The sequence below is a fragment of the Brevibacterium sp. Z349TD_9 genome (assembly GCF_056173565.1).
The window spans coordinates 3,486,861-3,508,405 of record NZ_CM149680.1; the positions used below are offsets into that span (position 1 = coordinate 3,486,861).

A 21,545-nucleotide genomic window follows, 5' to 3' on the forward strand; every position below is an offset into this window, starting at 1 on the left:
GCGGATCCGAGTCCGCGACGGCGGAGGTGCTAAGGGGTCAGGTTGAGTTCGGTCACCGAGGTGGGGTGCACCTCGGTCGAGAGCTGGTCGAAGGCGAGGTCGATCTCCGCGGAGTCCTCGCAGGTGACGATGAGCGTGAGCGGCTTCTCGGGGTCGCGTTTGCGGCGCAGCTCCTGGTAGATGAGGAGAGCCGCCCACGCCCGGGCACGATCCTCGCGCTCGCGCAGGAAGTCGATGTTGTCAACGACGATCACCGGGGCCTGCGCCAGGGAGGCGAGTCCGAACTCGAGGAGGAACTTCTGGAGCTCGCTGAGCTCGGAGACGAACGTGTCGCCGTCGTCGTCGACGAGGAAGTCCGCGCTCTTGGCGTCGCTGGAGGTGAACGTGTCGGCGGGGAGGCGGCCGATCACCTCGGTGGCGGAGTCGAAGGTCTCCTTGATGAGGTCGATGACCTCTCGCAGGGACTTCTTCGACACCCACGGCTTGTACCAGGGCTGGAGCATGATGAGGCGCTCGGCGATGTGCTGGGCGACGGTGAAGTCGTTCTCGAGATCGGTCAGGCCGGCGACGTGGCCGATCGAGACCTTCCCGCGCACGGCTCTCGCCTGCTTGCGGATGTCGAGGTCGAAGACGAAGCCCTCGCCCTCGTCGACGCGCATCCGTCCGGCGATCGAAAGGAGCAGCGAGGTCTTGCCCGAGCCGGCCGCACCGCGGATGATCGCGAGCGACCCGGGTGGGACGACGAGGTCGATGTCGGAGAAGACGGGTCCGCGCTTGCCCGACATCCCCCAGTCGTGCAGGCGCACGGCCGCAGTGCCGGTGTCCGTCTCCTCGGCGAGCGTGTGCGAATCGCTCTGCATGTCTGTGCTCCCTCACCTCTCCGCGGGCGCTGGTCCGACTCCCCTGCCGCACCGCCGGTCCATGGTGCGGCTCTGCCGTCGTGGTCGGTCTCTTCTGCGGTCGGCCGCTGCTGTTGCGGCCCGGCTCCGTTGTGGCTGGTCACTTGCTCGCGGCCACCCGGACGGGCGGCCGACTGTCGCGAACGCTCGGATCCGCGTCCCGCCGTTCCGGCCTCCGCCCCCAGTGCTCCGCGGATGCCGTTCCGGTCATCTGCACATTACGGCAAACATGGGGCCTTGACGCGGCTGCGGCTCGAAATCGTCAAATTACTCATAGGTAACTATACGACGCGAGTCTGAGAATCGACCCGGAATCGACGCAGATGTCTCCAATCCCACATTGCCGCCTCGACACTCGCACCGCCGCCTCCGCACAGACGCCGCACGCAGCCAGTGAGGCGGCCTCTCCGTCGGCGCGGAAACGCATCCCACACCCGCAGCGCTTCGTCGCACCGGTGCCAGCGGAGGACGTGACGCTGCGGGGGTGGCGTGCGAAGCGGCAAGGATGATTCGGCGCTACCGGTGCGTCGTGACGCGAAGGGTGCGGCGTGCCGCGAACGGCGCACGATGACGCGAGGGGCGTGGCGCGGCTCGAACGGCTTGCCGTGGTCCAAAGGTCGTGACGCGAGGGGTCCGATGGCAGGCCGCCGGTGCTTCGTGAGACGAGCCGCCACCGCACCCGGGGCAGACGACAGACGACCGGCCTCCGCGGAAGTCTCCGCGGAGGCCGGTCGTCGCCGCGCAGTCAGCGACGGATCGCGACTGCGTCAGCCGGTGGCTCAGACGTCGAAGCGACGACCCTCCGGCTTCGAGGGCATAAGCATGAGGGCGAGCACGATGAGGCCGCCGACGCCGGGGATGAAGCTGAGGAACCAGAACGGTCCGGCGAGGTTCGCATCGTGGAGTCGGCGCCAGCTGATGGCCAGCGTCGGCACGATGAGGGCGAGCATGACGATGATCATGAGGATGCCGCCGATGAGTGCGAGCGTCGCGCCACCGGCCGAGGGCTCCGCGGTCGGCGTGCCGTAGGGCGAGTACGACGACGATGCCGCCGTGGCCGTCACCATCGAGATGCCGATGACGTAGAGGACGGTCGGCACGAGCATGAGGAGCGCCGTGAAGAGGTAGGCGAACCAGTACTCGCTGCGGGACGCGCGTCCGGAGAAGACGGAGAACTTCTTGAAGAAGCGGCGCACGGCCTGGCCGAAGGTCGCACCGTAGAGGGGACGGGAGAGGTCATCGGGGCTCTTGGCGCCGTCGAGGTCCGAGCTCAGAGGGCTTCCGGAACCGTATGCGCTGTTCGCGTCGTAAGTCATGATGGCTTCCTGGTTGAGGGGTGGGCCGCACGGTTCGGGATCGATCCGCGCGGTCTCTGCGAACACCATTCTTGCACCTGACACTCAGGATGAGCACAAGGAAGTGTTCCGAATCTGCCACAGCAGACCACCGCCGTCGTCGGCCGCAGACGGATTCGGCCCCCGAGAGTCTCCTCTCGAGAGCCGAAGTCCCAGGTCAGACCGTGAACGCGGGAGCGCGCCCCGTCCGCCGACGCAGGTTCAGGCATCGCCTCCGGTGAGAGCGTAAGCCTCGTCGACCGGTGATTCCTCGAGGTGTCCGTCGATGCGCCTCAGCGCCTTCCATCCGAAGGCGATGACGAGGATCGCCAGCACCACGGAGGCGGCACCGAAGAGGTAAGGCGCTCCGGCCCCGATGCTCTCCGAGACCGTGCCTGCCACGATCGGCGCCATCGCTCCGCCGATGAATCGCACGCCCGAATACGCACCTGATGCGACCGGTCGCGGCAGCTCGCTGACCTCCATCGCCGATTCCGTGAACACGGTGTTGAGGAGGCCGAGCACGAGGCCGGCGGCGACGACGCAGATGATGAGCCCGACGAACGAGGTCACGAGGAAGCACATGGCGACCAGTAGCGCCGCCATGACGACGAGCACCATGATGAGAGTCGCGCGCCGCTTGAAGTGCCGGGTGAGCACCGGTGCGCCGAACACCGAGGTGATCGCGAGGCAGATTCCCCAGCCGAAGAAGACGTAGCCGAGTCCCATCGCTCCGAAGTTCTCGACGCCCATCCGCTCAGCCGCCGCCTCGACCGGGAAGGGGCTGTAGGCGAGGAGGATGAAGAACGCGAAGTTGTAGAGCAGAGACGAGATCGCGATGACGAGGATCCCGGGATGGGCAAGGGCGCGGAACGTGGCGCTGAGATGAACCGGTACCGCATCGTCCTTGATCGCCGACCCCTCCGACTTCGGGTTCGGCAGGAGCACGATGATCGCGATGAGTCCGATGGCCATGAGCGCCGTGGTGCCGAAGAACGGGCCGCGCCATGAGATGCCGCCGAGCAGGCCGCCGATGAGCGGACCGGTCGCGATCCCCAGTCCGAGAGCCGCCTCGTAGAGGATGATCGCCTTGTCCGCGCCGCCGGCGGCTGCGCCGACGACAGCCGCCAGAGCCGTCGACAGGAACAGGGCGTTGCCGAGTCCCCATCCGGCCCGGAAGCCGATGATCTGGTCGACGCTGCCGGAGAGGCCGGCGAGTGCCGAGAACGCGATGATGAGCACGAGCCCGATGATGAGAGTGGTCTTCGTCCCGATGCGGGAGGAGGCGAAGCTCGTGAAGAACATGACCCCGCCGGTGATGAGCAGGTAGCTCGTGAACAGCAGCATCGACTGCGCCGGCGTCGCGTTGAGCTCACGGGAGATCGCGGGGAGGATCGGGTCGACGAGCCCGATGCCCATGAAGGCGATGACGCAGGCGAAGATCACCGCCCACACCGCCTTCGGCTGCCGCAGTATCGACGCCGTCTCGCTGTCCTGCTTGGTTTCGTTCGTCGCGCTCATCGTTTCGCCCGTTCGTCCTTTCGTTCGGTGTTCGCTGTCTGGTCGATGGAGGATCGGGGAGCCGTCCGCCCGTCCGCCTGCACGTGCGTGCGGCGTCATTCGTGGGACTCCCCCGCCGAGGCGGCTCTGGAGTCCGGGTCCCCCGCCGAGGCGGTTCCCGGGTCCGGATTCCCCGCCGAGGCGCTACCCGGGTCCGGTCCGACAGGGTCGTCGGCCTCACCCCCGCCGTCGGCCTCGGCGGAGTCGTCGGTGCCCACGGGGTGCTCGTTGCGGAGGTAGTCGCCGACGAGTTCGAGGGCCCGATAGACGCTCATGCGCTCCTCGGCGGTGAGCGACTCGAAGTAGGGGACCATCTGATCGGTCATGATCTGACGGTTCGTCGCCAGGCGTGTCCGTCCCGCCTCGGTGAGCGAGAACTGAGACGCCCGCCTGTCCGTGTCACTCGCCTCACGCACGACGAGCCCTTCGCTCTCCAACCGTCCGAGGAGCTTCGTCGCGGCCGGCTGCGAGGACAGGTAGCCCTGCGCGAAGTGACCGACCCGCACGGGCTGATACTGCTCGACGACGGCGAGGGCTCGCAGGGTGACGAGCTCGCTCTCGTTGCCGATGAGCCGTCGGAACGCCCTGGTCAGCCGCGAGGAGACGACGACCAGTCCGCGGACGATCTTCTCCGGATCCACATCTTCCATAACTCGTTTATATACCTTGGTTATGTAACTATGCAACCGCGTACCACGCACGGTCCCGGCTCGCCCCCTCTCCCCGCACCCACCTCACCGCGCCTGCCACCTCACCCCGCACCCACCTCGGCGGGGGCGTCGGCCACATGACGGACATCACAGACGTCGCGAGCCCCGGCGTGCTAGCCTGATCGCAACATGTTCCGGGGACGGTGAAATTCCGTGCCGGCGGTGACAGTCCGCGACCCGAGCGCAGCAGTGCGATCGGCCGACTCGGTGGAATTCCGAGACCGACAGTAAAAGTCTGGATGGGAGGAACAGGACGACCGCGGTCGTCGTGTCCGTGCGTGAGAGCGCTCGAGACCGACACCCGTGATCGGCGACCACGCTCCTCCCTCCCGGCCAAGGCTCGGGAGGTTTTCTTATGGGCGCACCGCCCACCGATGACGCGGCGATGGCCGCTGCGCTCACGGCCGCACGCGACGGCCGCCGTGGAGCCAATCCCCTCGTGGGAGCGACCATCCGCGCAGCCGAGGGACGAACGGTGACCGGTCGCCACCTCGGCGCGGGGACCGCTCACGCCGAGGTCGACGCGATCGCCGCCGCCCGGGGCGCGGGCCTCGATCTCACGACGTCGACGCTCTTCGTCACCCTCGAACCCTGCTCGCACACGGGCCGGACCGGACCGTGCACGGAGGCGATCCGCGACGCCGGGATCCCCGAGGTCGTCTTCGCCCTCCCCGACACGACGGAGGTCGGTGGCGGCGGGCAGATCCTCGCCGAGGCGGGGGTCCGGGTCCGCTCGGGACTGCGAGCCGAGGAATCGGCTGAGCTCAACGCCCGCTGGCACCGCGCCACCGCCGAGCGCCGTCCCTTCGTCACGGCGAAGATCGCGCAGAGCCTCGACGGGAAGGTCGCGGCCGCGGACCGGACGAGTCAGTGGATCACCTCGGCGGCCTCGCGCATCCATGCCCACAGTCTGCGCGGCGAGGTCGACGCGATCCTCATTGGCACCGGCACGGTCAGCGATGACGATCCGCGCCTGAGCGCGCGCGGTGAGGACGGGGAGCTCCTCGACTCCCAACCCGTGCCCGTCGTCCTCGGCTTCAGCGACCTGCCCGCAGGCTCGACGCTGGCAGCCAATCCCGCGACCGTGCACCTGCGCACCCACGACGTCGCCGCTGCCCTGCGCGAGCTCCACGACCGCGGTGTCCGCCACCTCCTCGTCGAGGGCGGGCCGCGTGTGCTCGGAGCCTTCTTCGCCGCCGACGCCGTCGACGAGGTGCTCTGCTATCAGGCTCCCGTCCTCCTCGGTCCCGGCCTGCCGAGCATCGCCGGCCTCGACATCGCGACCCTCGCCGAGGCGGTCGGCCTCGTCCCCGACGACACCGACATCCCCGCGGTCGCCCGGCTCGGCCCCGACGTCCTCCTCCACTTCACGACGGGAGGCCGATGAGCCTCCTCGCCCCCATCACCATCGACCCACCTCACGCACAGGAGGCATCAGTGTTCACCGGAATCATCGAAGGACTCGGCACCGTCGTTGACGTGGCGCGCCACGAGGACTCGGCCGTCCTCACGATCGACGCCGGCGACGTCGTCGCCGACCTCGGCCCCGGCGGATCGCTCGCCGTCGACGGCGTCTGCCTCACCTCGATCGTCGAGGACGAGAACGGCACGGCCGCCGAGACCGGCCGCTTCGTCGCCGAGGTCATGGGTGAGACCCTGCGGCTGACCGGCCTCGGCGCCCTGACCCCCGGTGACCCCGTCAACCTCGAACGGTGCACCGTCGCCGGCGGTCGCCTCGACGGCCATGTCGTCCAAGGCCACGTCGACGGCCTCGGTGAGGTCATCGCGCGCACCGACCACGCGGAGTGGACGACCCTGCGGATCGGGATCCCCGCCCGGCTCGCCCCGTTCACCGCGGTCAAGGGCTCGATCGCCCTCAACGGCGTCTCCCTCACCCTCACCGCCGTCTCGGAGCCCAGCCTCGCCGAGGCGTGGGTCGAGGTCGGCCTCATCCCCGCGACGCTCACACACACGACCTTCGGCGGCATCCGCACTGGCGACCCCGTCAACGTCGAGGTCGACGTCATCGCCAAGTACACCGCCCGGCTGCTTTCGTTCGCCCCGGCGACAGCACCCACCACCGACCGAGGAGTCGATCATGACTGAGACCTCACCGACCACCGCTGCGGCTCAGGCCGCAGGGCCATCGCCGCGCACCGGGAGCGTGCGAAACACCGGGGGCGCTCCGGGCGCAGGCGGCGCTCCGGGCGCCGGACTCCTCGACACGATCCCCGAGGCGGTCGCCGCGATCGCAGCGGGCCGTCCGATCGTCGTCGTCGACGATGAGGACAGGGAGAACGAAGGCGACCTCATCATCGCCGCCGAGTTCGCCGACTCAGCGACGATGGGCTTCATCGTCCGCCACAGCTCGGGCGTCGTCTGCGCACCGATGACCGCTGCCCGCGCCGAGGCGCTGCGCCTGCCGCCCATGGTCACCGACAACGAGGATCCCAAGGGCACGGCCTACACGATCAGCTGCGACGCCGTCGGCGTGACCACCGGCATCAGCGCCGAGGAGCGGGCGCTCACCGGGCGAGTGCTCGCCGCCGCCGACCCGGACCCGGAGACGATCTCCCGCCCCGGTCACGTGTTCCCTCTCATCGCGAAGGACGGCGGTGTGCGCGAACGTCCCGGCCACACCGAGGCCGGAGTCGAGTTCGCGCGTCTCGCCGGCGCCCGCCCGGTGTCGATGATCGCCGAGGTCGTCCACGACGACGGGGCGATGATGCGCTTCGACGCCCTGCGGAAGTTCGCGACCGAGAACGGGCTCGTCATGGTCTCGATCGAACAGCTCATCGACCACCTCGGCGAGGTCGAGGCGAAGGAGAGCGATGGCGCGGCGGACGATCTTCCGCTCGCGGACGCCGCCCTCACCGGGGCCCCGGCCATGCTGCGGCCCGCGGAGATGCTCGCCGCAGACGCGTCCGACGAGGTGCCGCTGCCGACGAGGTACGGCAGCTTCACGGCCCGCGCGTTCACCGTCGACGGTCAGGACCACCTCGGCGTGTACACGGAGCTGGGCGACGATCAGGCTCCCCTTGTGCGGGTCCATTCGGAGTGCATGACCGGGGACGTCTTCGGTTCGCACCGCTGCGACTGCGGGGAGCAGCTCGATCTGGCGATGCGCACGATCGCTGAAGAGGGCGGCGCCGTCGTCTATCTCACCGGACACGAGGGGCGCGGGATCGGGCTGAGCAACAAGATCCGCGCGTACGCGCTCCAGGACTCCGGCCTCGACACCGTCGATGCGAACCTGCGCCTGGGCCTGAGCGACGACGCCCGCGACTACCGGGCGGCGGCAGCGATCCTCACCGCGATGGGCCTGACACGGATCCGCCTGCTCACGAACAATCCGACGAAGACCCAGGCGCTCGAGGCGCTCGGGATCACCGTCGAGGAGGTTGTGCCGCTCGAGATCCCAGCACGGCCAGAGAACGCGAAGTACCTCGCGACGAAGCAGACGCGGATGCACCACACCCTGCATCTGGCCGGCTGAACGCGACCGCCCGGGCTGCCCCGCACCGCGCGGGGCAGGCGGGCGGACGCGACCGGCAGGCGGACGCTTCCGGCTGAACCTCCCGACCATCACACGCACACCCACACTCACACTCACACTCACAGAGGAGACTCACCCATGGCGCACTCCGGCGCACCCGACATCACCGTGACCGCAGGTGACTTCACCGTCGCGATCATCGCCGCCTCCTGGCACACCGAGGTCATGGACGGCCTCATCGCAGGTGCCGAGCGCGCTGCTGCCGACGCCGGCGCGCAGACGACGCTCATCCGCGTGCCCGGCAGCTTCGAACTCGCGGTCGCCGCGGCCCGGGTCGCGAAGCACTTCGATGCCGTCGTCGCGCTCGGCGTCGTCATCCGCGGGGGCACACCCCACTTCGACTATGTGTGCTCGGCCGCCACCGACGGCCTCAACCGCGTCGCCCTCGACTCCGGCAAGCCTGTCGGGTTCGGCGTGCTCACCTGCGACAACGATGAGCAGGCCCGCGACCGCGCAGGACTCCCGGGCTCACGCGAAGACAAGGGCCACGAGGCGATGACCGCGGCCCTGGCGACCGCCTCGGCGCTGAAGGACTACCCGCTGGGCTGAGGGTCCGCGCGGCGAGGGGCCGTCCGCGCCGCGGCGAGGCGGCGAGGGGCGGCGAGGCGACGAGGCGGCGAGGCGGCGAGGCGGCGCGGGGAACAGACAGAGTCGAGGACGCTCAGTGTCGATTCGCGACGCTGAAATCGACACTCAGCGTCCTCGACTCGCGGGCTCGCGGGCGCTCCGCACCTGGAGCGCCACCCGCACGCAGGTGACTCTCCTCCGCGACGGCACCGCCCCCACGAACGTGCTTCCCAACCGAGTTCTGCCCAACCGAGTTATGGACGCCCGGTGTCGATTCGTGACGCTGAAATCGACACTCAGCGTCCTCGACTCGTGGGCTCGACGCGCCCCGCACGCAGGCCACGCTCGCCCCGGCTCAGAAGAGCTGGCGGACGTTGGTCCTTGCGAGGTCGATGAGCTCGTCGCCCTTGCCCGAGAGCACGGTGCGGATCGCGTAGAGCGCGAAGCCCTTGGCCTGCTCGACGGTGATCGACGGCGGCATCGAGAGCTCCTGGCGCTCGGTGGTGACGTCGAGGACCGCGGGCCCGTCGTGGTTGAGGAACTCGGTGACGACCGCTGGCAGGTCCTTCGACTTCTCGACGCGGTAGCCCTTGATGCCGACCGCCTCGGCGATCGTCGCGAAGTTCGGGTTCTCGAGGTCGGTGCCGAAGGTGACGAATCCGGCCGCCTTCATCTCGAGCTCGACGAAGTTGAGCGAGGAGTTGTTGTAGACAACGACCTTGACGGGCAGGTCGTTCTGGGTGAGTGTGATGAGTTCGCCGAGCAACATCGCGAGCCCACCGTCGCCGGCGAGCGCGATGACCTGACGGCCCGGATAGGCAGCCTGCGCTCCGACGCTCTGGGACAGGGCGTTGGCCATCGATCCGTGGCTGAAGGAGCCGATGAGGCGGCGCCTGCCGTTCATCGTCAGGTACCGCGCCGCCCATACGACTGGTGAGCCGACATCGGGGATGAAGACCGCGTCGTCGGTGGCCGCCTCGTCGATGAGCTTCGTCAGGTACTGCGGGTGGATGGTCCGCTTCGACGGGGTCGCGAGCTCATCGAGCTCCTTGCGGGTCTTCGCGTAGTGCTTCGTCGCGGTCTTGAGGAACGAGCTGCTGCGTCCGGTCCGGATGAGCGGGAGCAGGGCGTTGACCGTATCGGCGACGGTTCCGGTCAGCGCGATGTCGACCTTCGTCCGCTTGCCGATCTGGGATCCGCGCACATCGACCTGGATGACGGTCGCCTCGTCGGGATAGAACTGCTGATAGGGCAGGTCGGTGCCGAGCATGAGGAGGGTGTCGCACGACTTCAGCGCATGGTAGCCCGAGGAGAACCCGAGCAGGCCGGTCATGCCGACGTCGAAGGGGTTGTCGTACTCGACGAACTCCTTGCCCCGCATCGAATGGACGATCGGAGCCTGAAGGGCGTCGGCGATAGCGATGAGTTCGGAATGGGCGCCCTCGGTGCCGGCACCGGCGAGGATCGTCACCTTCCTGCTGCTGTTCAGCGCTGCCGCGGCGTCCTCGATGAGGGTCTCAGCCGGGATGACGCGGGAGGGATAGAAGGAGATCTCCTCCGCCTCGGCGTCGATGTCGGCGAGACCGACGTCGCCGGGGATGACGAGCACGGCCACGCCGCGCTTCTCGATCGCCTCGCGCATCGCGATGCGCAGGAGGCGGGGCATCTGCGAGGGGTGGGCGACGTGCTCGGCGTAGACGCTGCACTCCCGGAAGATCTCCGTCGGGTGGGTCTCCTGGAAGTAGTTCGACCCGATCTCCTCGCTGGGGATGTGCGCGGCGATCGCGAGCACTGGCACCCGGGAGCGCTGGGCGTCGTAGAGGCCGTTGATGAGGTGGAGGTTGCCGGGTCCGCAGCTGCCGGCGCACACGGCGAGCTCGCCGGTCAGCGCCGCTTCACCGCTGGCGGCGAATGCCGCGCCCTCTTCGTGGCGGACGTGGACCCATTCGAGTTCGGGGTTGACCCGCAGGGCGTCGGTGAATCCGTTGAGCGAGTCCCCGGGGATCCCATAGACTCGCTTGACCCCGCTCGCGACGAGCGTGTCGACGATGTTCCTGGCGACGGTGGGCATGGTGCTCCTTCGGTTGGGACACGGCCACCGGAGCCCTGGTCTGCGCCCCGGTGTGAGGCATGGACTGCTGGTGCCAGTCTAGACCTCGCTCTGCGGCAGGGAGAGTTCCGTCGGTCACACCGCGACAGCGGCAAGGTTCATTGCCACCGCTGTGCTGGGTTCGAGGTGCGAGAGAGGGGCTGCCGCGGCGAGGTGGGAATGCGTGCCCGCCGAGGTGGGGCTGACTCCCCCGTTCCGCCGAGGCTGTCAGGGGGCGTTATCCCGCCGAGGCTGTCAGGCGCTCATCGTGTGCGCCTCGCGCTCGGCGATCGACTGCTTCTCGTCCCGGTTGATGATCGCGAGGAACACGACCGCGATGAGGCAGAGCGCGATGAGGAGCGCGAATGTGAGGTTCCATCCGAAGTGATGGACGACGAGTCCCACCCCGCTCGAGGCCATCGTCGCCCCGAGGACGTACCCGAAGAGTCCGGTGAACCCGGCCGCCGTTCCGGCGACGTGCCGCGGGGAGAGGTCGAGGGCCTGGAGTCCGATGAGCATGACCGGGCCGTAGATGAGGCCGCCGATGACCGTCACCGTCGCCAACGGGATCCACAGGGGTGCATCGGCAGGGGCCAGCCAGTACACGGCAGTCGCGGCGGCGACTGCGAGCATGAACACGATGCCCGTGATCGAGCGGTTGCCGCGGAGGACCCTGTCGGAGAGCCACCCGCAGAGGATCGTGCCGACGATGCCCGCGAGTTCGAACAGCGAGAAGCCGGCGATGCCTCCGGTGAGGCTGGCATTGCGGACTTCGGAGAGATAGACCGGCGTCCAGGTGAGGATGCCGTAACGCAGCGCGTAGACACAGACGTTGGCCAGGGCGAGGAGGACCATCGTCCGGTTGCGCAGCACGTACTTCTCGATCGTCTGCCACGTGCTCAGGGATTCGCGCTCCTCGGCGGCGGCCTCGACCTTCGCCGGGTCGTCCCGGTACTCCTCGATCGGCGGCAGGCCCTGCGATTCCGGGGTGTCGCGGATCATGAGGAAGGCGAAGAGCGCGACGACGAGGGCGACGAGCGCCGGCAACCAGAACACAGAACGCCAGTCGTCGCCGGTGAGCTGGAGCCCGAGAGCGGCGAGGACGCCGACGAAGAATCCGCCGACGTTGTGGGCGACGTTCCAGATCGAGGTCTTGATGCCGCGCTCGCTCGTGGAGAACCAGTGCACGAGGACGCGCCCGCTGGGAGGCCACCCCATGCCCTGCACCCAGCCGTTGACGAACATGACGATCGCGAACACCGCGATCGATGACGACAGCCAGGGCACCCAGGCGATGAGGAGGTTCGCGACCGCCGAGAGAGCGAGGCCGATGGGGAGGAAGAGGCGGGCATTGGAGCGGTCGGAGACGATCGCGGAGAAGAACTTCGAGAACCCGTAGGCGATGAGGGCGGCGTTGGCGATGATCCCCAGCCCGACGGAGTTCATCCGGCCTTCATCGATGAGCAGGCTGCCCACCAGCGGCACGTTGTTGCGGATGAGGTAGAAGCCCGCATAGCCGACGAAGATCCCCATGAACACCTGCGCCCGGAGGCGAGGATAGCGGCGGGCGACCTCGTTCTCAGAAAGCCGCGGTGCCGGGCTCGGCGCTGCCAGCTACCCCAGACCAGATCCCAGTCGCGCTCCCACGGATTCCCCTTCTATTCATGAACCAGACACCTCATGTTCACAGGAAGTTCAGAGGAATTCAAACGCGGCTCGACGGCCCCTCGCCGAGGCGGTGCTCAGACCTGCCCGCGCGCGAAGTAGTCGGCGACCTCGGGGTCGAGAGGCGGAACGGGCAGCGCCGATCCGCACTTACGCAGGGAAGCGGTCGCCTGACAGCCGACGGCGACGGCTTCCCGGGCCGCCACGGGTGAGGTCTCCGTGGGTCCGCCCTCGCGGGCGAAGCGGAGGAACTCGGCGATGAGGAGCGGGTCCGCGCCCCCGTGCCCGCCGTCGCCGCCGGAGACAACGACCGTCTCGTCCGGGGGTGCCGAGCCGTAGTGCCGACGGTCCCAGATGCCGATTTCGTCGCCGTCACCGTCGCCGAAGTTCTCGATCCGGCCGCGGGTGCCGATGACCGTGTAGTTGCGCCAGTAGTCGGGAGTGAAGTGACACTGTTCGTAGCTCGCCAGCGCCCCGCTGCGCAGGGTCATGTTCACCTGCGAGATGTCCTCGACGTCGATGGTCTCGTTGAGCCCTGTCTGCTCCTCCGGGGGCCAGGTGCCGAGGTCGAACCAGTCCCCCATCCGCTTGTCGGAGTTGTCGGCGCGATCGCCGACGTCCCCGTAGACCGTGAGCGCGCCCATCGCCGCCGTCACACGGGTGTACGAACCGGCCAGCCAGTGGATGATGTCGATGTCGTGGGCGCCCTTCTGCAGGAGCAGTCCCGTCGACTTCCGCCTGTCCGCGTGCCAGTCCTTGAAGTAGTAGTCGCCGCCGTGGCCGACGAAATGGCGGCACCACACCGCTTTGACCTCGCCGATCCGTCCGGAGTCGATGATGTCCTTCATCGTCCGCATCGCCGGCATGTGCCGCATGTTGTGGCCGACGTAGAGGCGCGCGCGGTTCCTCGCGGCGGCGGTGAGGATCGCGTCGGCGTCCTCGATCGTCGTCGCCAGCGGCTTCTCGCAGAAGGTCGGGATCCCCGCCTCGAGGCAGGCGATCGCGACCGGAGCGTGCGCGTGATCGGGGGTGAGGACGAGGACGGCGTCGAGTCCGGCGGAGAGGACGTCGCCGAGGTCGTCGGTGATCGCAGCCGTGGGGATCCGGTCTGCGGCGTCTCTGCGACCGCGTTCGCTGATGTCACAGATGATCGTCACCTCGTGTCCGTCCGCGGGCGAGTGCGCGTAGCGCCACAGTCCCGCTCGCAGCCCGAATCCGACGATGCCGATCTTCATGGTGGAGCTCATTCTGGGGTGTCCTTCTTCGTGGCGGCAGTCGCTTGCGGGCCTTCGCCTTCGCCTCGGCGACGGATACCATCGTCACCGGCCGCTCACCTCAGTCATCACCGATACCGTCGCCGGTCTCCCACACCATCGTCGAGGCCAGGGTCTTCTGCCGGCTCGGGTTCTCGATCGAGGTCGCAGCACCGACGTAGGGTTCGATCGTCTGGAGCAGCTTCTGCGGGGTCGCGAGCACCATGTGGAAGCCGAATTCGAGGAAGACGTCGAGCGCCATCCGCGTGTACCGGGCATCGGCCTTGTCGAAGGCCTCGTCGAGGATGATCGTGCCGTACTTCGAGATCGCCTCGTCGGGGTCGGCGAGCTGGTAGCGCAGGGCGGCGGCGAGGCAGAAGATGACGAGCTTCTGCTGCTGTCCGCCGGACATCGCCGCTCCCGAGTCGTAAGTCGCGTGCGCGCGGCCGTGGTCGTCGATCTCCTCGGCGAGGAAGCTCACGTGCAGTCGGGTGTCGAGGCACTGGGTCCGCCATACCCGATCGACGTGCTCGCTCGAGGCGAAGCGGCGCATCACCTCGGCGAGGGTCGCGTACCTCTCTTCCGCAGTCTCGCTGTCGTCTTCGTTCCAGCCGCCGCCGACGATCCGGCGGAGGTCGGCGATGAAGGCGTTGACGGTCTCGCTGCGGCGGGTCTTGACCTTGAGCCGGAGGTAGCGGCCTTCGTCGAATCGGGAGCGCAGGAGGGAGGAGTTGATCGGGGCGACCCGGTCCTCGATCTCGTGCGAGGCGGCGTAGATCTCGTTGAGGAGCTCCCCGATGAGGTCGCGGGAGCGCTCGCGCAGGAGGTCGCGAAACCGGTTCTCGTGGTCGGGCAGACCGTGGGCTTCGATCTCGTCGAGCATGACGAGGTAGTCGTGGCGGTCAGCGACCTCGGCCGTGAGCTGGACGGCCACCGACGGCCAGGCCGCCTTGAACTCCGCGGCCAACCGGGTCACGGCCTGACCGGCCTCGCTCGCCGCCGCCTGCGCGCGGTCCTTCTCTGCCTGCAGGGTCTGGGACACCTGCTGGCCCGCCTCGGCGAGGGTCTCCCGGCCGATGCTGCCCTCGACCTTCCCGAAGCGGGCATCGAGGGCGTCGGCGAGGGCGGGGTCGACCTCGAGGATGCGGCCGGCGTCGATGTCCTCGGTGAGGCGGTCGATGTCGGCACGCAGGTCGCTGATCTGCTCGTTCGCCCGCCGCAGCGCATAGTCGGCGTCACGGGTCTGCGCCTCGGCGGACTCTTTGGCCGCACGGGCCCGACGTTCGGCGCCGATCGCCTGCTGGAGGTCGCCGTCGGCGGCCTCGAGGTCGCTCAGCTGCTTCTCGAGCGCCGTGATCGCCGCCTCGGCGCCGGCAGTGTCGATGTCACGCCACGACTGTTCGCGGATGCCGGCGAGGATGCCCTTGCGGCGGTTGGCCAGGGCGGTCTCCGCGGTCGCGGCGCGGACGATCTCCTCGGCTGCAGCCAGCTCCGTCTGCGCGTCGCGGAGGGAGTCGATGAGCGCGTCGAGCTTGGCGTCCCGGTTGCCGAGCACCCAGTTGCTGCGGTCGTCGATGCGGCGCCGGTCGTCCTTCTCGTATCGGGTGCGTGAGGACTTGATCTGACCGGCCAGGGTGACGGCGCGGGCGTAGTCGTCGAGGTCGTCCGGACGGTCGACGCAGACGACGTCGAAGCGTTCGGACAGGGCCGAGCGGACCCATTCGCCGAATCCCGATTCGGCGACGTCGATCTTGTTGACCAGGGACTTCTCGCTGCTCGCGGGTCGCGGCTTGGGAGCCTTGGCCGGGATCTCCTCGAAGACGAGACGTCCCCTGACCCGGTGGGCGTCGACCCAGGAGCGGACGGCGCCGAGGTTCTCCTGCCGGACGAGGACGGTGAGCGCGAAGGGTCGGAGCACGCGTTCGATCGCTCCCGTCCACTGCGCGTGGGCGGGGTCGACTTCGATGAGCTCGGCGGCGAACGGCAGCGCCTTCTCGCTCAGGCCGGTGCCCTCGGCGAGTTCGCGGCGGATCTCGAGGAGGCTGCCGGGCACGGTCGACCCGGACTTCCGCAGCGAGTCGATCTCGGCCTCGAGGTCCCTGACCCGACGGCGTGCCGTCGAGAAGCGGTCGTGATCGGCGTGGCTGGGTCCGCTCTCGGAGTCGTCGTCGAGGGCGGCGGCGATCTGCTCCTGGAGTGCGGCGAACTCGGCCGCCGAGGTGGGTGCGTGGTCGATGCCCGCCTGTTCGAGTCGGCGTTCGAGGCCGGCCCAGCGGTCGGCGACGGCGCGCCGTTCGGTCTCGGCGGTGGCGATGCGCTGCTGGAGGTGCTCGGCTTCGGCGCCGCCGAGTTCGAGGGTGGCCCGGCGGGCGAGGTCGTAGTCGTCGACGGCGGTGTCGTAGTCGCGTTTGGCGCGATCGGCGGCAACCTCGAGTTCGACGAGGTCGCGGCTGCGGGCGCTCAGCTCGGTGCGCAGGACGTCGAGCTCGCGGCGCTTCTGGAACGGCAGGAGGGCGTCGTTGAGGGCGACGGCCTGGGCTTCGGCCTCGTGGGCCGAGTCGTAGCGTGTCGCGGCGTCGCGCAGCTGGAGGAGGTGGTCGCGTTGGCGACGGAGTTCGACGACGTGGTCGTGGGCGTCCTTGAGGTCACCGAATTCGCTCACCGCCGTGTCGGCGAGGGCGAAGGTGTTGGGGACCTCGAGCATGTGGTCGCGGAAGAGTCGGTCGAGGCTGTCGAGGCTCTTCGCCGACTGCGTCTTGTGGAGCAGCTGGAGGGCGGCATCGCTGGCCATGCCGAAGACCTTGCGCATCCGGGCGTAGAACTTCGCGTGCATGCCGTTCGAGGTGATGACCGCCTCGGGGTGATCGGCCTTGAGTCTGCGGGTCTCGAGTCCGGTGCGCGCGTACTGCTGGAGGTCGGCGAGGTCGAGGCCGGCGCGTTCGAGCAGGCACACGTCGGCGAGGTCGGCCGCGGTCGTGCTCGATCCCTTGAGGAAGAAGAGCCGGGCCAGGGTGAGCGGACGGTCGGAGCCGTTGTCGTAGCGCAGCACGATGCCGCTCCACGTGGCACGGGGCCGCAGGTACTTGCTCACCACTCGGTCCTCGTCGGAGTCCGCGGTCCGCGTCCAGGCCCCGCGGACGTAGCTGACGAGGCTGCGCTGGTCGACGCGGCTGCCGGCGGTCTGGGCGGCGACGTTGAAGCGCAGCCACTTGTCGGGGGTGAGGACGGCGGCGATGCCGTCGAGGAGGGAGGACTTCCCGGAGCCGGAGGGTCCAGTGATGAGATGGCCGCGGTGGGAGACGGGGATCCGGTGGATGTCGGAGTCGAAGGTGCCCCAGTTCGCGATCTGGATCTCCGAGAGCCGCCACTGGCTGCCGACGTCGGGCCGGTGCGCCCCGCGGGCGCGGGCCTGGTCGGCGATGAGGGCGGCGTCGAGCGGGAAGAGGGCCTCGGTCATGCGTCGACCTTTCCGTGGGCGACATTCGTGGCGGGGTCGCCGGTGCCTGCGTTCCGGGTGTCAGCGACCGCCTCGGCGGGGTCATCGGTATCTGTGTCGGCGGTGCCGGCCTCCCCGGTGCCGGCGATGCGTTCGTAGACGTCGATGAGCTCGCGGACGCGGTCCTCGTCGATGAGGAACCTCACCATCGGCGAGATCTCGAAGCGGTCGTCGCCGACCTTGTGGAGGACGCGCAGGCGGTTGCTCATCCGTCCCCACGCGCCGTTGAGGTTGCGCTGGAAGGTCGACTCGTCGCCGGTGCGGTAGATCGCGAGGCGCTCGTAGACCTCGTCGCGGTCGACGATGACCCGGCGTTCTCCGGGGGCGGCGAGGAGGAGCTGGCGCAGGACGAGGAGCATCGCGGTGTCGAGGAAGGTCAGGCGTTCGCTGCGCACGGCGGCCGGGACGTCGAGTTCGTCGGTGACGACCTTGCGGGTGAAGGCGAACTCGTCGACCTTGTCGATGACAAGGTCGAGGAAGAGCTCGTGGAGGCGGGAACGGACGAGGGCCTCGTCGGTGACGAGGGCGGACCACAGCTGCGGGCTCTGCGTGCCCGAGACGTAGGGGCCCTTGAGGAGTTCGAGGAGGACTCGGCGGGTGTTCTCACCGAGCGTTCCCGTGTCCCCGGTCCACAGTCCGTCGGGGCTGTCGGTCGCCTGCCGGTCGGCGTCGAGGCGGGTGTCGGGGGTGTCTGTCATAGTCGGATGCCTTCGGTGAAACGGTGGCGGCGGATGATGGCGTGGCGGTCGACGCCGTCGACGCCGGACCAGGTGATCCTCTCCCTGGCCTCGGGATCGACGGTGCCGTAGGTGCTCGCGAGCGAGAGAAGGCCGACGACGCTGGCCAGGCCCTGCGTGGCCGGGTAGGTCTCGAGCACCTCGGCGACGGTGACCGAGTCGGTCCCGGCGATGGCGCGGTTGATGTTGTCGGTGAGCTCGGCGAAGTCGATCTCGGACTCGCGGGCGATGGCGATGAGCTCGGCGAAGTCGACGTCGGCCTCCCCCGCCTCGGCGAGTTCGTCTCCGGCGTCGAACTCGGCGGGATCGTGGAGGATGACCTCGCCGAGGCTGCCGAGGGGAACGCTCGAGAGCTCGAGTTCGACGCCGACGTCGTCGTAGGGCCGCCGCACGGCGGCGACCGGGGCGGCGGTGGCGAGCGCGTCCTGGAGGAGGGAGCGCATGAAGCGGTCGCGTTGGAATTCGTGGGAGTGGACGTAGCGACGCAGGCCGCGGGCGAATTCGGTGAGGATGTCGGAGACCTCGCGGGAGCCGTCCTTCATCTGCCGCATCAGGGTGCGCAGGGACCGGCGGGTCTCGGGGGTGAGGGCTGCGGAGAAGTCGCGGTCGAGGATCGCTGCGATGTCCTCGTCGAAGGCCGCTGCCTGCTCGGGGTCGCGGACGAGGGCGGAGAATGCGGCGAACGTCCGACCTTCGTCGGAGGATTCGATGAGGTCGACGCCGCGGAAGACCTCGTCGAGGACCTTCGACTGGGAGTCCTCGGCGGAGAGGATCGAGAGCCGCAGGTCCTGGTTGAGCTCTTCGAACCGGGCGCGCACGCGCGCGAAGTCGGCGGGCATGCCCTGGGCCTGCTGGAGGATGTCGGCGACGCGCTCGTTGGCGCGGCGCCGGTCGAGCACGATCGAGCGGGGGTCGCCGCGGCGGACGCGGGCGATCTCGGCGTCGATGCGGTCGCGTTCGGCGTGGAGCGCGGCGAGTCGGCGGGCGCTGTCGGGGTCGGTGTCGATCGCGAGCTGCCGCACCGCCTGGGCGAGGCTGACCAGCCGGGATTCGGTCGCCGTCTGCGGTGGGGTGCGCAGCTGTTCGAGCATCCGGATCGCATCGAAGCCCGCGGCGGAGAGCTCGTAGGTCTCCCCGCGCGCCGAGGTGGCCGGCCGCCGCACGAGGATGCCCGCGCGCCGCCAGTCGTCGCAGTAGGCCTTCGCGGTGCGGGTGCCGAGCGGGAAGTGGTCGCGCAGATCCTCGAGGTCGGAGTCGATGCTCTCATGGAGGTCCTCGGTGATCATACGCGTGCCCGGCCGGCCGAGGTGGGCATCGAGGGTCACTGCCATCACGGGAAGGTGGTCGGCCCGGAGCATGCGCAGAGTCTCATCGGACTCGAGCAGTCGCTTGTAGGCGAGTGCGGAACTCAGGGCAGACATGACCTCCATTGTCCGGGCCGCCGCGAATGCACGCCAATCCGGGGTCCCAGATCACAGGTCCCACATCTCAGTCCTGGTTTCGCCCTCCGAAGGTCATCGGATCGACCGGGCGGTCCCTGACCGGCAGCTTCGCCACCACCAGGCAATAGGACTCGAGGACGAGGTCGTGGAGAAGGTCGGCGTCGAAGTTCGACTCCGTCTCGCCCTGTTCGCTGGTCTCGCCCTGTTCGCCGGGATCGCCTCGTCCGGCGACGGTGATCCAATGCTTCTTGCTCATGTGGTATCCGGGTGCGATCTCCGCATAGGCGTCACGGAGGACCTCACCGTCGAGAGGGTCGATCTTGAGATTGATGCTCGGCACGCCCCGCAGCTCGTACTGCATCATGAACATCTTCCCCCGCACCTTGTATACGGCGTACTCGGGTCCGAACGGGTGGTCGACGACGACGGACGGGTACTGCATCGCCTGCTCGTGGGCGAGCCTGAGCACGGTGTCCGGATCCATGTGTGGATGCTAACAGCGGGGACTGACACAGCATCCCGATCTCCTCCGTCACCTCGCTAGACTCGGGGTCATGCCTGATACGCCACTCCATCTGCTCGTCGCCGCGCTCGGCGGAACCATCGCCTCGACCGCCGACGGCAGCGGTGGGGTCGCTCCGGCGCTCAGCGGAGCCGAGATCGCCGCAGCCGCTGGTCTCGACCGGATCTGGCCTGACCTCCAGGCCGACTTCACCCAGGTCGCCCAGGTCTCGAGTGCGAACGTCACCCTCGACATGCTCCACGATGTCGTCGACCTCGCGCGGCGGACCGACGCGGACGGCATCGTGCTCACCCAGGGCACGGACACCCTCGAGGAGTCGGCCTTCGCGCTCTCACTGCTCAATGACTCGGGCACGCCGATCGCCGTGACCGGAGCGATGCGCAATCCGACGCTGCCCGGCGCCGACGGCCCCGCCAACGTCCGCGCCGCCGCGCTCACCGCGCTCTCGCCGTCGGCTCGGCACCTGCCGGCCACCCTCGTCTTCAACGACGAGATCCACGATCCGCATCATGTCCGCAAGGCGCACGTGTCCTCGACGGCGGCCTTCTCCTCGGGTCCGGTGCTCGGCGCCATCGGGTGGATCAGTGAGGACGTCGTCCGTCTCCCCCACGCGCCGCACCCTCGCACGGCGGCCTCGCCGTTCGCAGGACTCCCCCGACCCGACGCGTTCGCGGCGGTCGCCCTCGCCGAGGTGGGACTGGGGGAACCGGCGGAGACGTTCGACCGCCTCGGTGAGGCAGGCTTCGCCGGCCTCGTCCTCGCCGGAGTCGGCGGCGGACACGTCCCCGAGGATCTTGTGCCCGCGGTCCTCCGCCTCGGCGAGCAGATGCCGGTCATCCTCGCCTCCCGACCTGGGTCGGGAGCGAGCCTGACCCGCACGTACGGTTACGTCGGCGGGGAGATCGGCCTGCTCGAGGGCGGGCTCATCCCGGCCGGGATCCTCGATGCGAGGAAGGCGCGGATCGCGCTGACCCTCGCGCTGAGTTACGGCCTCGACCCCGCCGAGGTGTTCGCCCGCTTCCGGTGAGACGGTTCAGTCGGAGAGCAGAGCCGCAATCGTCGACCTGAGCTGCGGAACGCGATCGTTGACGGCTGACCAAACGATCGCATAGTCGATCTCACCGTACTGATGAGCGATGACGTTTCTCATAGCGATGATCCGGTGGATGTCTGCGATCAATGCAGCCGTTTCGGGATCTGCACTGCGCACCCGATTGAGCGCCTCACCCAGCACTTCGAGCTGCCGCTCGACCGCAGACCGGATGAGCAGACTGTGCGTGAACTCGCTTTCATCGACGCCATCGACAAAACTGCCGATGGCATCGATCGCTTCGCGGGCATCCCACAGCCAGGCAGAGGTTTCACGCCGCATAGAGTTCCTGCGCGCCGCTCAGGGCTGATTCGCGGAAGTAGGGATTCTTCAGTGCTCGGCCGACCACCAGCTCCACCTCCCGGTCGAAGAGAGCTGAGAGATCTTCGAGCAGACCGAAATAATCATCGAACATGCTGTCACGCCCAGGAACGAAATCCACGATGAAGTCGAGGTCGCTCGACTCTGGATCGAACCGGTCGGAGACTGCGGAGCCGAAGACGCGCAATCGCTCGACTCCGCGAGCTGCGCAGATCCGCGCAATCGCGGCTTCGTCGAATCTGATTGCCGGTTCCATAGTCTCAGTCTCCCATTCGCGGCCGAACGAGTACACACCTCGATATC

18 protein-coding genes and 1 riboswitch are annotated in these 21,545 nt (G+C 68.7%); of the genes, 5 read left to right on the top strand and 13 right to left on the bottom strand.

Annotated features, from left to right (window positions below; all coding sequences use genetic code 11):
- Window positions 1-29: 29 nt before the first annotated feature.
- The 4 genes from AC0VYB_RS16115 to AC0VYB_RS16130 all read right to left on the bottom strand — a co-directional run bounded on the left by AC0VYB_RS16115 (window position 30) and on the right by AC0VYB_RS16130 (window position 4,443).
- A complete protein-coding gene (locus AC0VYB_RS16115) occupies window positions 30-860 on the bottom strand; it encodes an ATP-binding cassette domain-containing protein (protein ID WP_095375466.1) in 831 nt (276 codons plus the stop codon).
- Window positions 861-1,678: 818 nt separating this feature from the next.
- A complete protein-coding gene (locus AC0VYB_RS16120) occupies window positions 1,679-2,284 on the bottom strand; it encodes a DUF805 domain-containing protein (RefSeq protein ID WP_009378899.1) in 606 nt (201 codons plus the stop codon).
- A 171-nt stretch (window positions 2,285-2,455) separates the two neighbouring features.
- Window positions 2,456-3,754 (bottom strand): MFS transporter, encoded by a 1,299-nt coding sequence (locus AC0VYB_RS16125; protein ID WP_009378897.1) that lies wholly within the window; start codon window positions 3,752-3,754, stop codon window positions 2,456-2,458.
- Window positions 3,755-3,849: 95 nt separating this feature from the next.
- Complete coding sequence (locus AC0VYB_RS16130) at window positions 3,850-4,443, bottom strand: MarR family winged helix-turn-helix transcriptional regulator (RefSeq protein WP_009378895.1); 594 nt, start codon at window positions 4,441-4,443, stop codon at window positions 3,850-3,852.
- A 186-nt stretch (window positions 4,444-4,629) separates the two neighbouring features.
- Window positions 4,630-4,758, top strand: a riboswitch (FMN riboswitch).
- 100 nt (window positions 4,759-4,858) lie between these two features.
- On the opposite strand from AC0VYB_RS16130, the gene ribD reads away from it, so the two are divergent.
- The 4 genes from ribD (at window position 4,859) to ribH (ending at window position 8,608) form a co-directional block, all read left to right on the top strand.
- On the top strand, window positions 4,859-5,890 hold the full coding sequence (gene ribD / locus AC0VYB_RS16135; protein ID WP_040341895.1) for a bifunctional diaminohydroxyphosphoribosylaminopyrimidine deaminase/5-amino-6-(5-phosphoribosylamino)uracil reductase RibD: 1,032 nt from the start codon (window positions 4,859-4,861) through the stop codon (window positions 5,888-5,890).
- The gene (locus tag AC0VYB_RS16140) at window positions 5,887-6,609 is read left to right on the top strand and encodes a riboflavin synthase (protein WP_164672054.1); all 723 of its coding nucleotides are present in this window, start codon (window positions 5,887-5,889) and stop codon (window positions 6,607-6,609) included. Before ribD ends, AC0VYB_RS16140 begins: the two co-directional genes overlap by 4 nt.
- Window positions 6,602-7,999 (top strand): GTP cyclohydrolase II, encoded by a 1,398-nt coding sequence (gene ribA / locus AC0VYB_RS16145; protein WP_095375463.1) that lies wholly within the window; start codon window positions 6,602-6,604, stop codon window positions 7,997-7,999. The genes AC0VYB_RS16140 and ribA overlap by 8 nt, the downstream gene beginning before the upstream one ends.
- Window positions 8,000-8,137: 138 nt before the next feature.
- Entirely contained in the window at window positions 8,138-8,608 is a 471-nt protein-coding gene (gene ribH, locus AC0VYB_RS16150) for a 6,7-dimethyl-8-ribityllumazine synthase (protein ID WP_009378882.1), read from the top strand.
- Window positions 8,609-8,981: 373 nt separating this feature from the next.
- Here ribH and poxB read toward each other — a convergent pair whose 3' ends face one another.
- The 7 genes from poxB to AC0VYB_RS16185 form a co-directional block, all read right to left on the bottom strand.
- Window positions 8,982-10,697, bottom strand: a complete 1,716-nt coding sequence (gene poxB / locus AC0VYB_RS16155; RefSeq protein WP_131248295.1) for a ubiquinone-dependent pyruvate dehydrogenase — start codon at window positions 10,695-10,697, stop codon at window positions 8,982-8,984.
- A 273-nt stretch (window positions 10,698-10,970) separates the two neighbouring features.
- Window positions 10,971-12,248: an MFS transporter gene (locus tag AC0VYB_RS16160; protein ID WP_201671919.1), complete on the bottom strand. Its 1,278-nt coding sequence runs from the start codon at window positions 12,246-12,248 to the stop codon at window positions 10,971-10,973.
- A 209-nt stretch (window positions 12,249-12,457) separates the two neighbouring features.
- Window positions 12,458-13,627, bottom strand: coding sequence for a Gfo/Idh/MocA family protein (locus AC0VYB_RS16165; protein WP_162909132.1), 1,170 nt, complete (start codon window positions 13,625-13,627; stop codon window positions 12,458-12,460).
- A gap of 88 nt (window positions 13,628-13,715) precedes the next feature.
- Window positions 13,716-17,090 (bottom strand): ATP-binding protein, encoded by a 3,375-nt coding sequence (locus AC0VYB_RS16170; RefSeq protein ID WP_475384845.1) that lies wholly within the window; start codon window positions 17,088-17,090, stop codon window positions 13,716-13,718.
- A complete protein-coding gene (locus AC0VYB_RS16175) occupies window positions 17,087-17,827 on the bottom strand; it encodes a DUF4194 domain-containing protein (RefSeq protein ID WP_009378870.1) in 741 nt (246 codons plus the stop codon). Before AC0VYB_RS16175 ends, AC0VYB_RS16170 begins: the two co-directional genes overlap by 4 nt.
- On the bottom strand, window positions 17,824-19,287 hold the full coding sequence (locus AC0VYB_RS16180) for a DUF3375 domain-containing protein (protein WP_278373151.1): 1,464 nt from the start codon (window positions 19,285-19,287) through the stop codon (window positions 17,824-17,826). The genes AC0VYB_RS16175 and AC0VYB_RS16180 overlap by 4 nt, the downstream gene beginning before the upstream one ends.
- Window positions 19,288-19,354: 67 nt before the next feature.
- Window positions 19,355-19,792, bottom strand: a complete 438-nt coding sequence (locus AC0VYB_RS16185; RefSeq protein ID WP_009378865.1) for an MmcQ/YjbR family DNA-binding protein — start codon at window positions 19,790-19,792, stop codon at window positions 19,355-19,357.
- Between the two features lie 70 nt (window positions 19,793-19,862).
- Here AC0VYB_RS16185 and AC0VYB_RS16190 point away from each other — a divergent pair, with 70 nt between their 5' ends.
- Complete coding sequence (locus tag AC0VYB_RS16190; protein ID WP_009378864.1) at window positions 19,863-20,858, top strand: asparaginase domain-containing protein; 996 nt, start codon at window positions 19,863-19,865, stop codon at window positions 20,856-20,858.
- A gap of 6 nt (window positions 20,859-20,864) precedes the next feature.
- Here the strand turns inward: AC0VYB_RS16190 and AC0VYB_RS16195 are convergent, their stop codons facing one another.
- Window positions 20,865-21,203 carry a HepT-like ribonuclease domain-containing protein gene (locus tag AC0VYB_RS16195; protein ID WP_009378863.1) on the bottom strand — a complete coding sequence of 113 codons (339 nt, stop codon included), beginning with the start codon at window positions 21,201-21,203 and terminating at the stop codon, window positions 20,865-20,867.
- Window positions 21,193-21,498 carry a nucleotidyltransferase family protein gene (locus tag AC0VYB_RS16200; RefSeq protein ID WP_040341888.1) on the bottom strand — a complete coding sequence of 102 codons (306 nt, stop codon included), beginning with the start codon at window positions 21,496-21,498 and terminating at the stop codon, window positions 21,193-21,195. Before AC0VYB_RS16200 ends, AC0VYB_RS16195 begins: the two co-directional genes overlap by 11 nt.
- Between the last annotated feature and the right edge of the window lie 47 nt (window positions 21,499-21,545).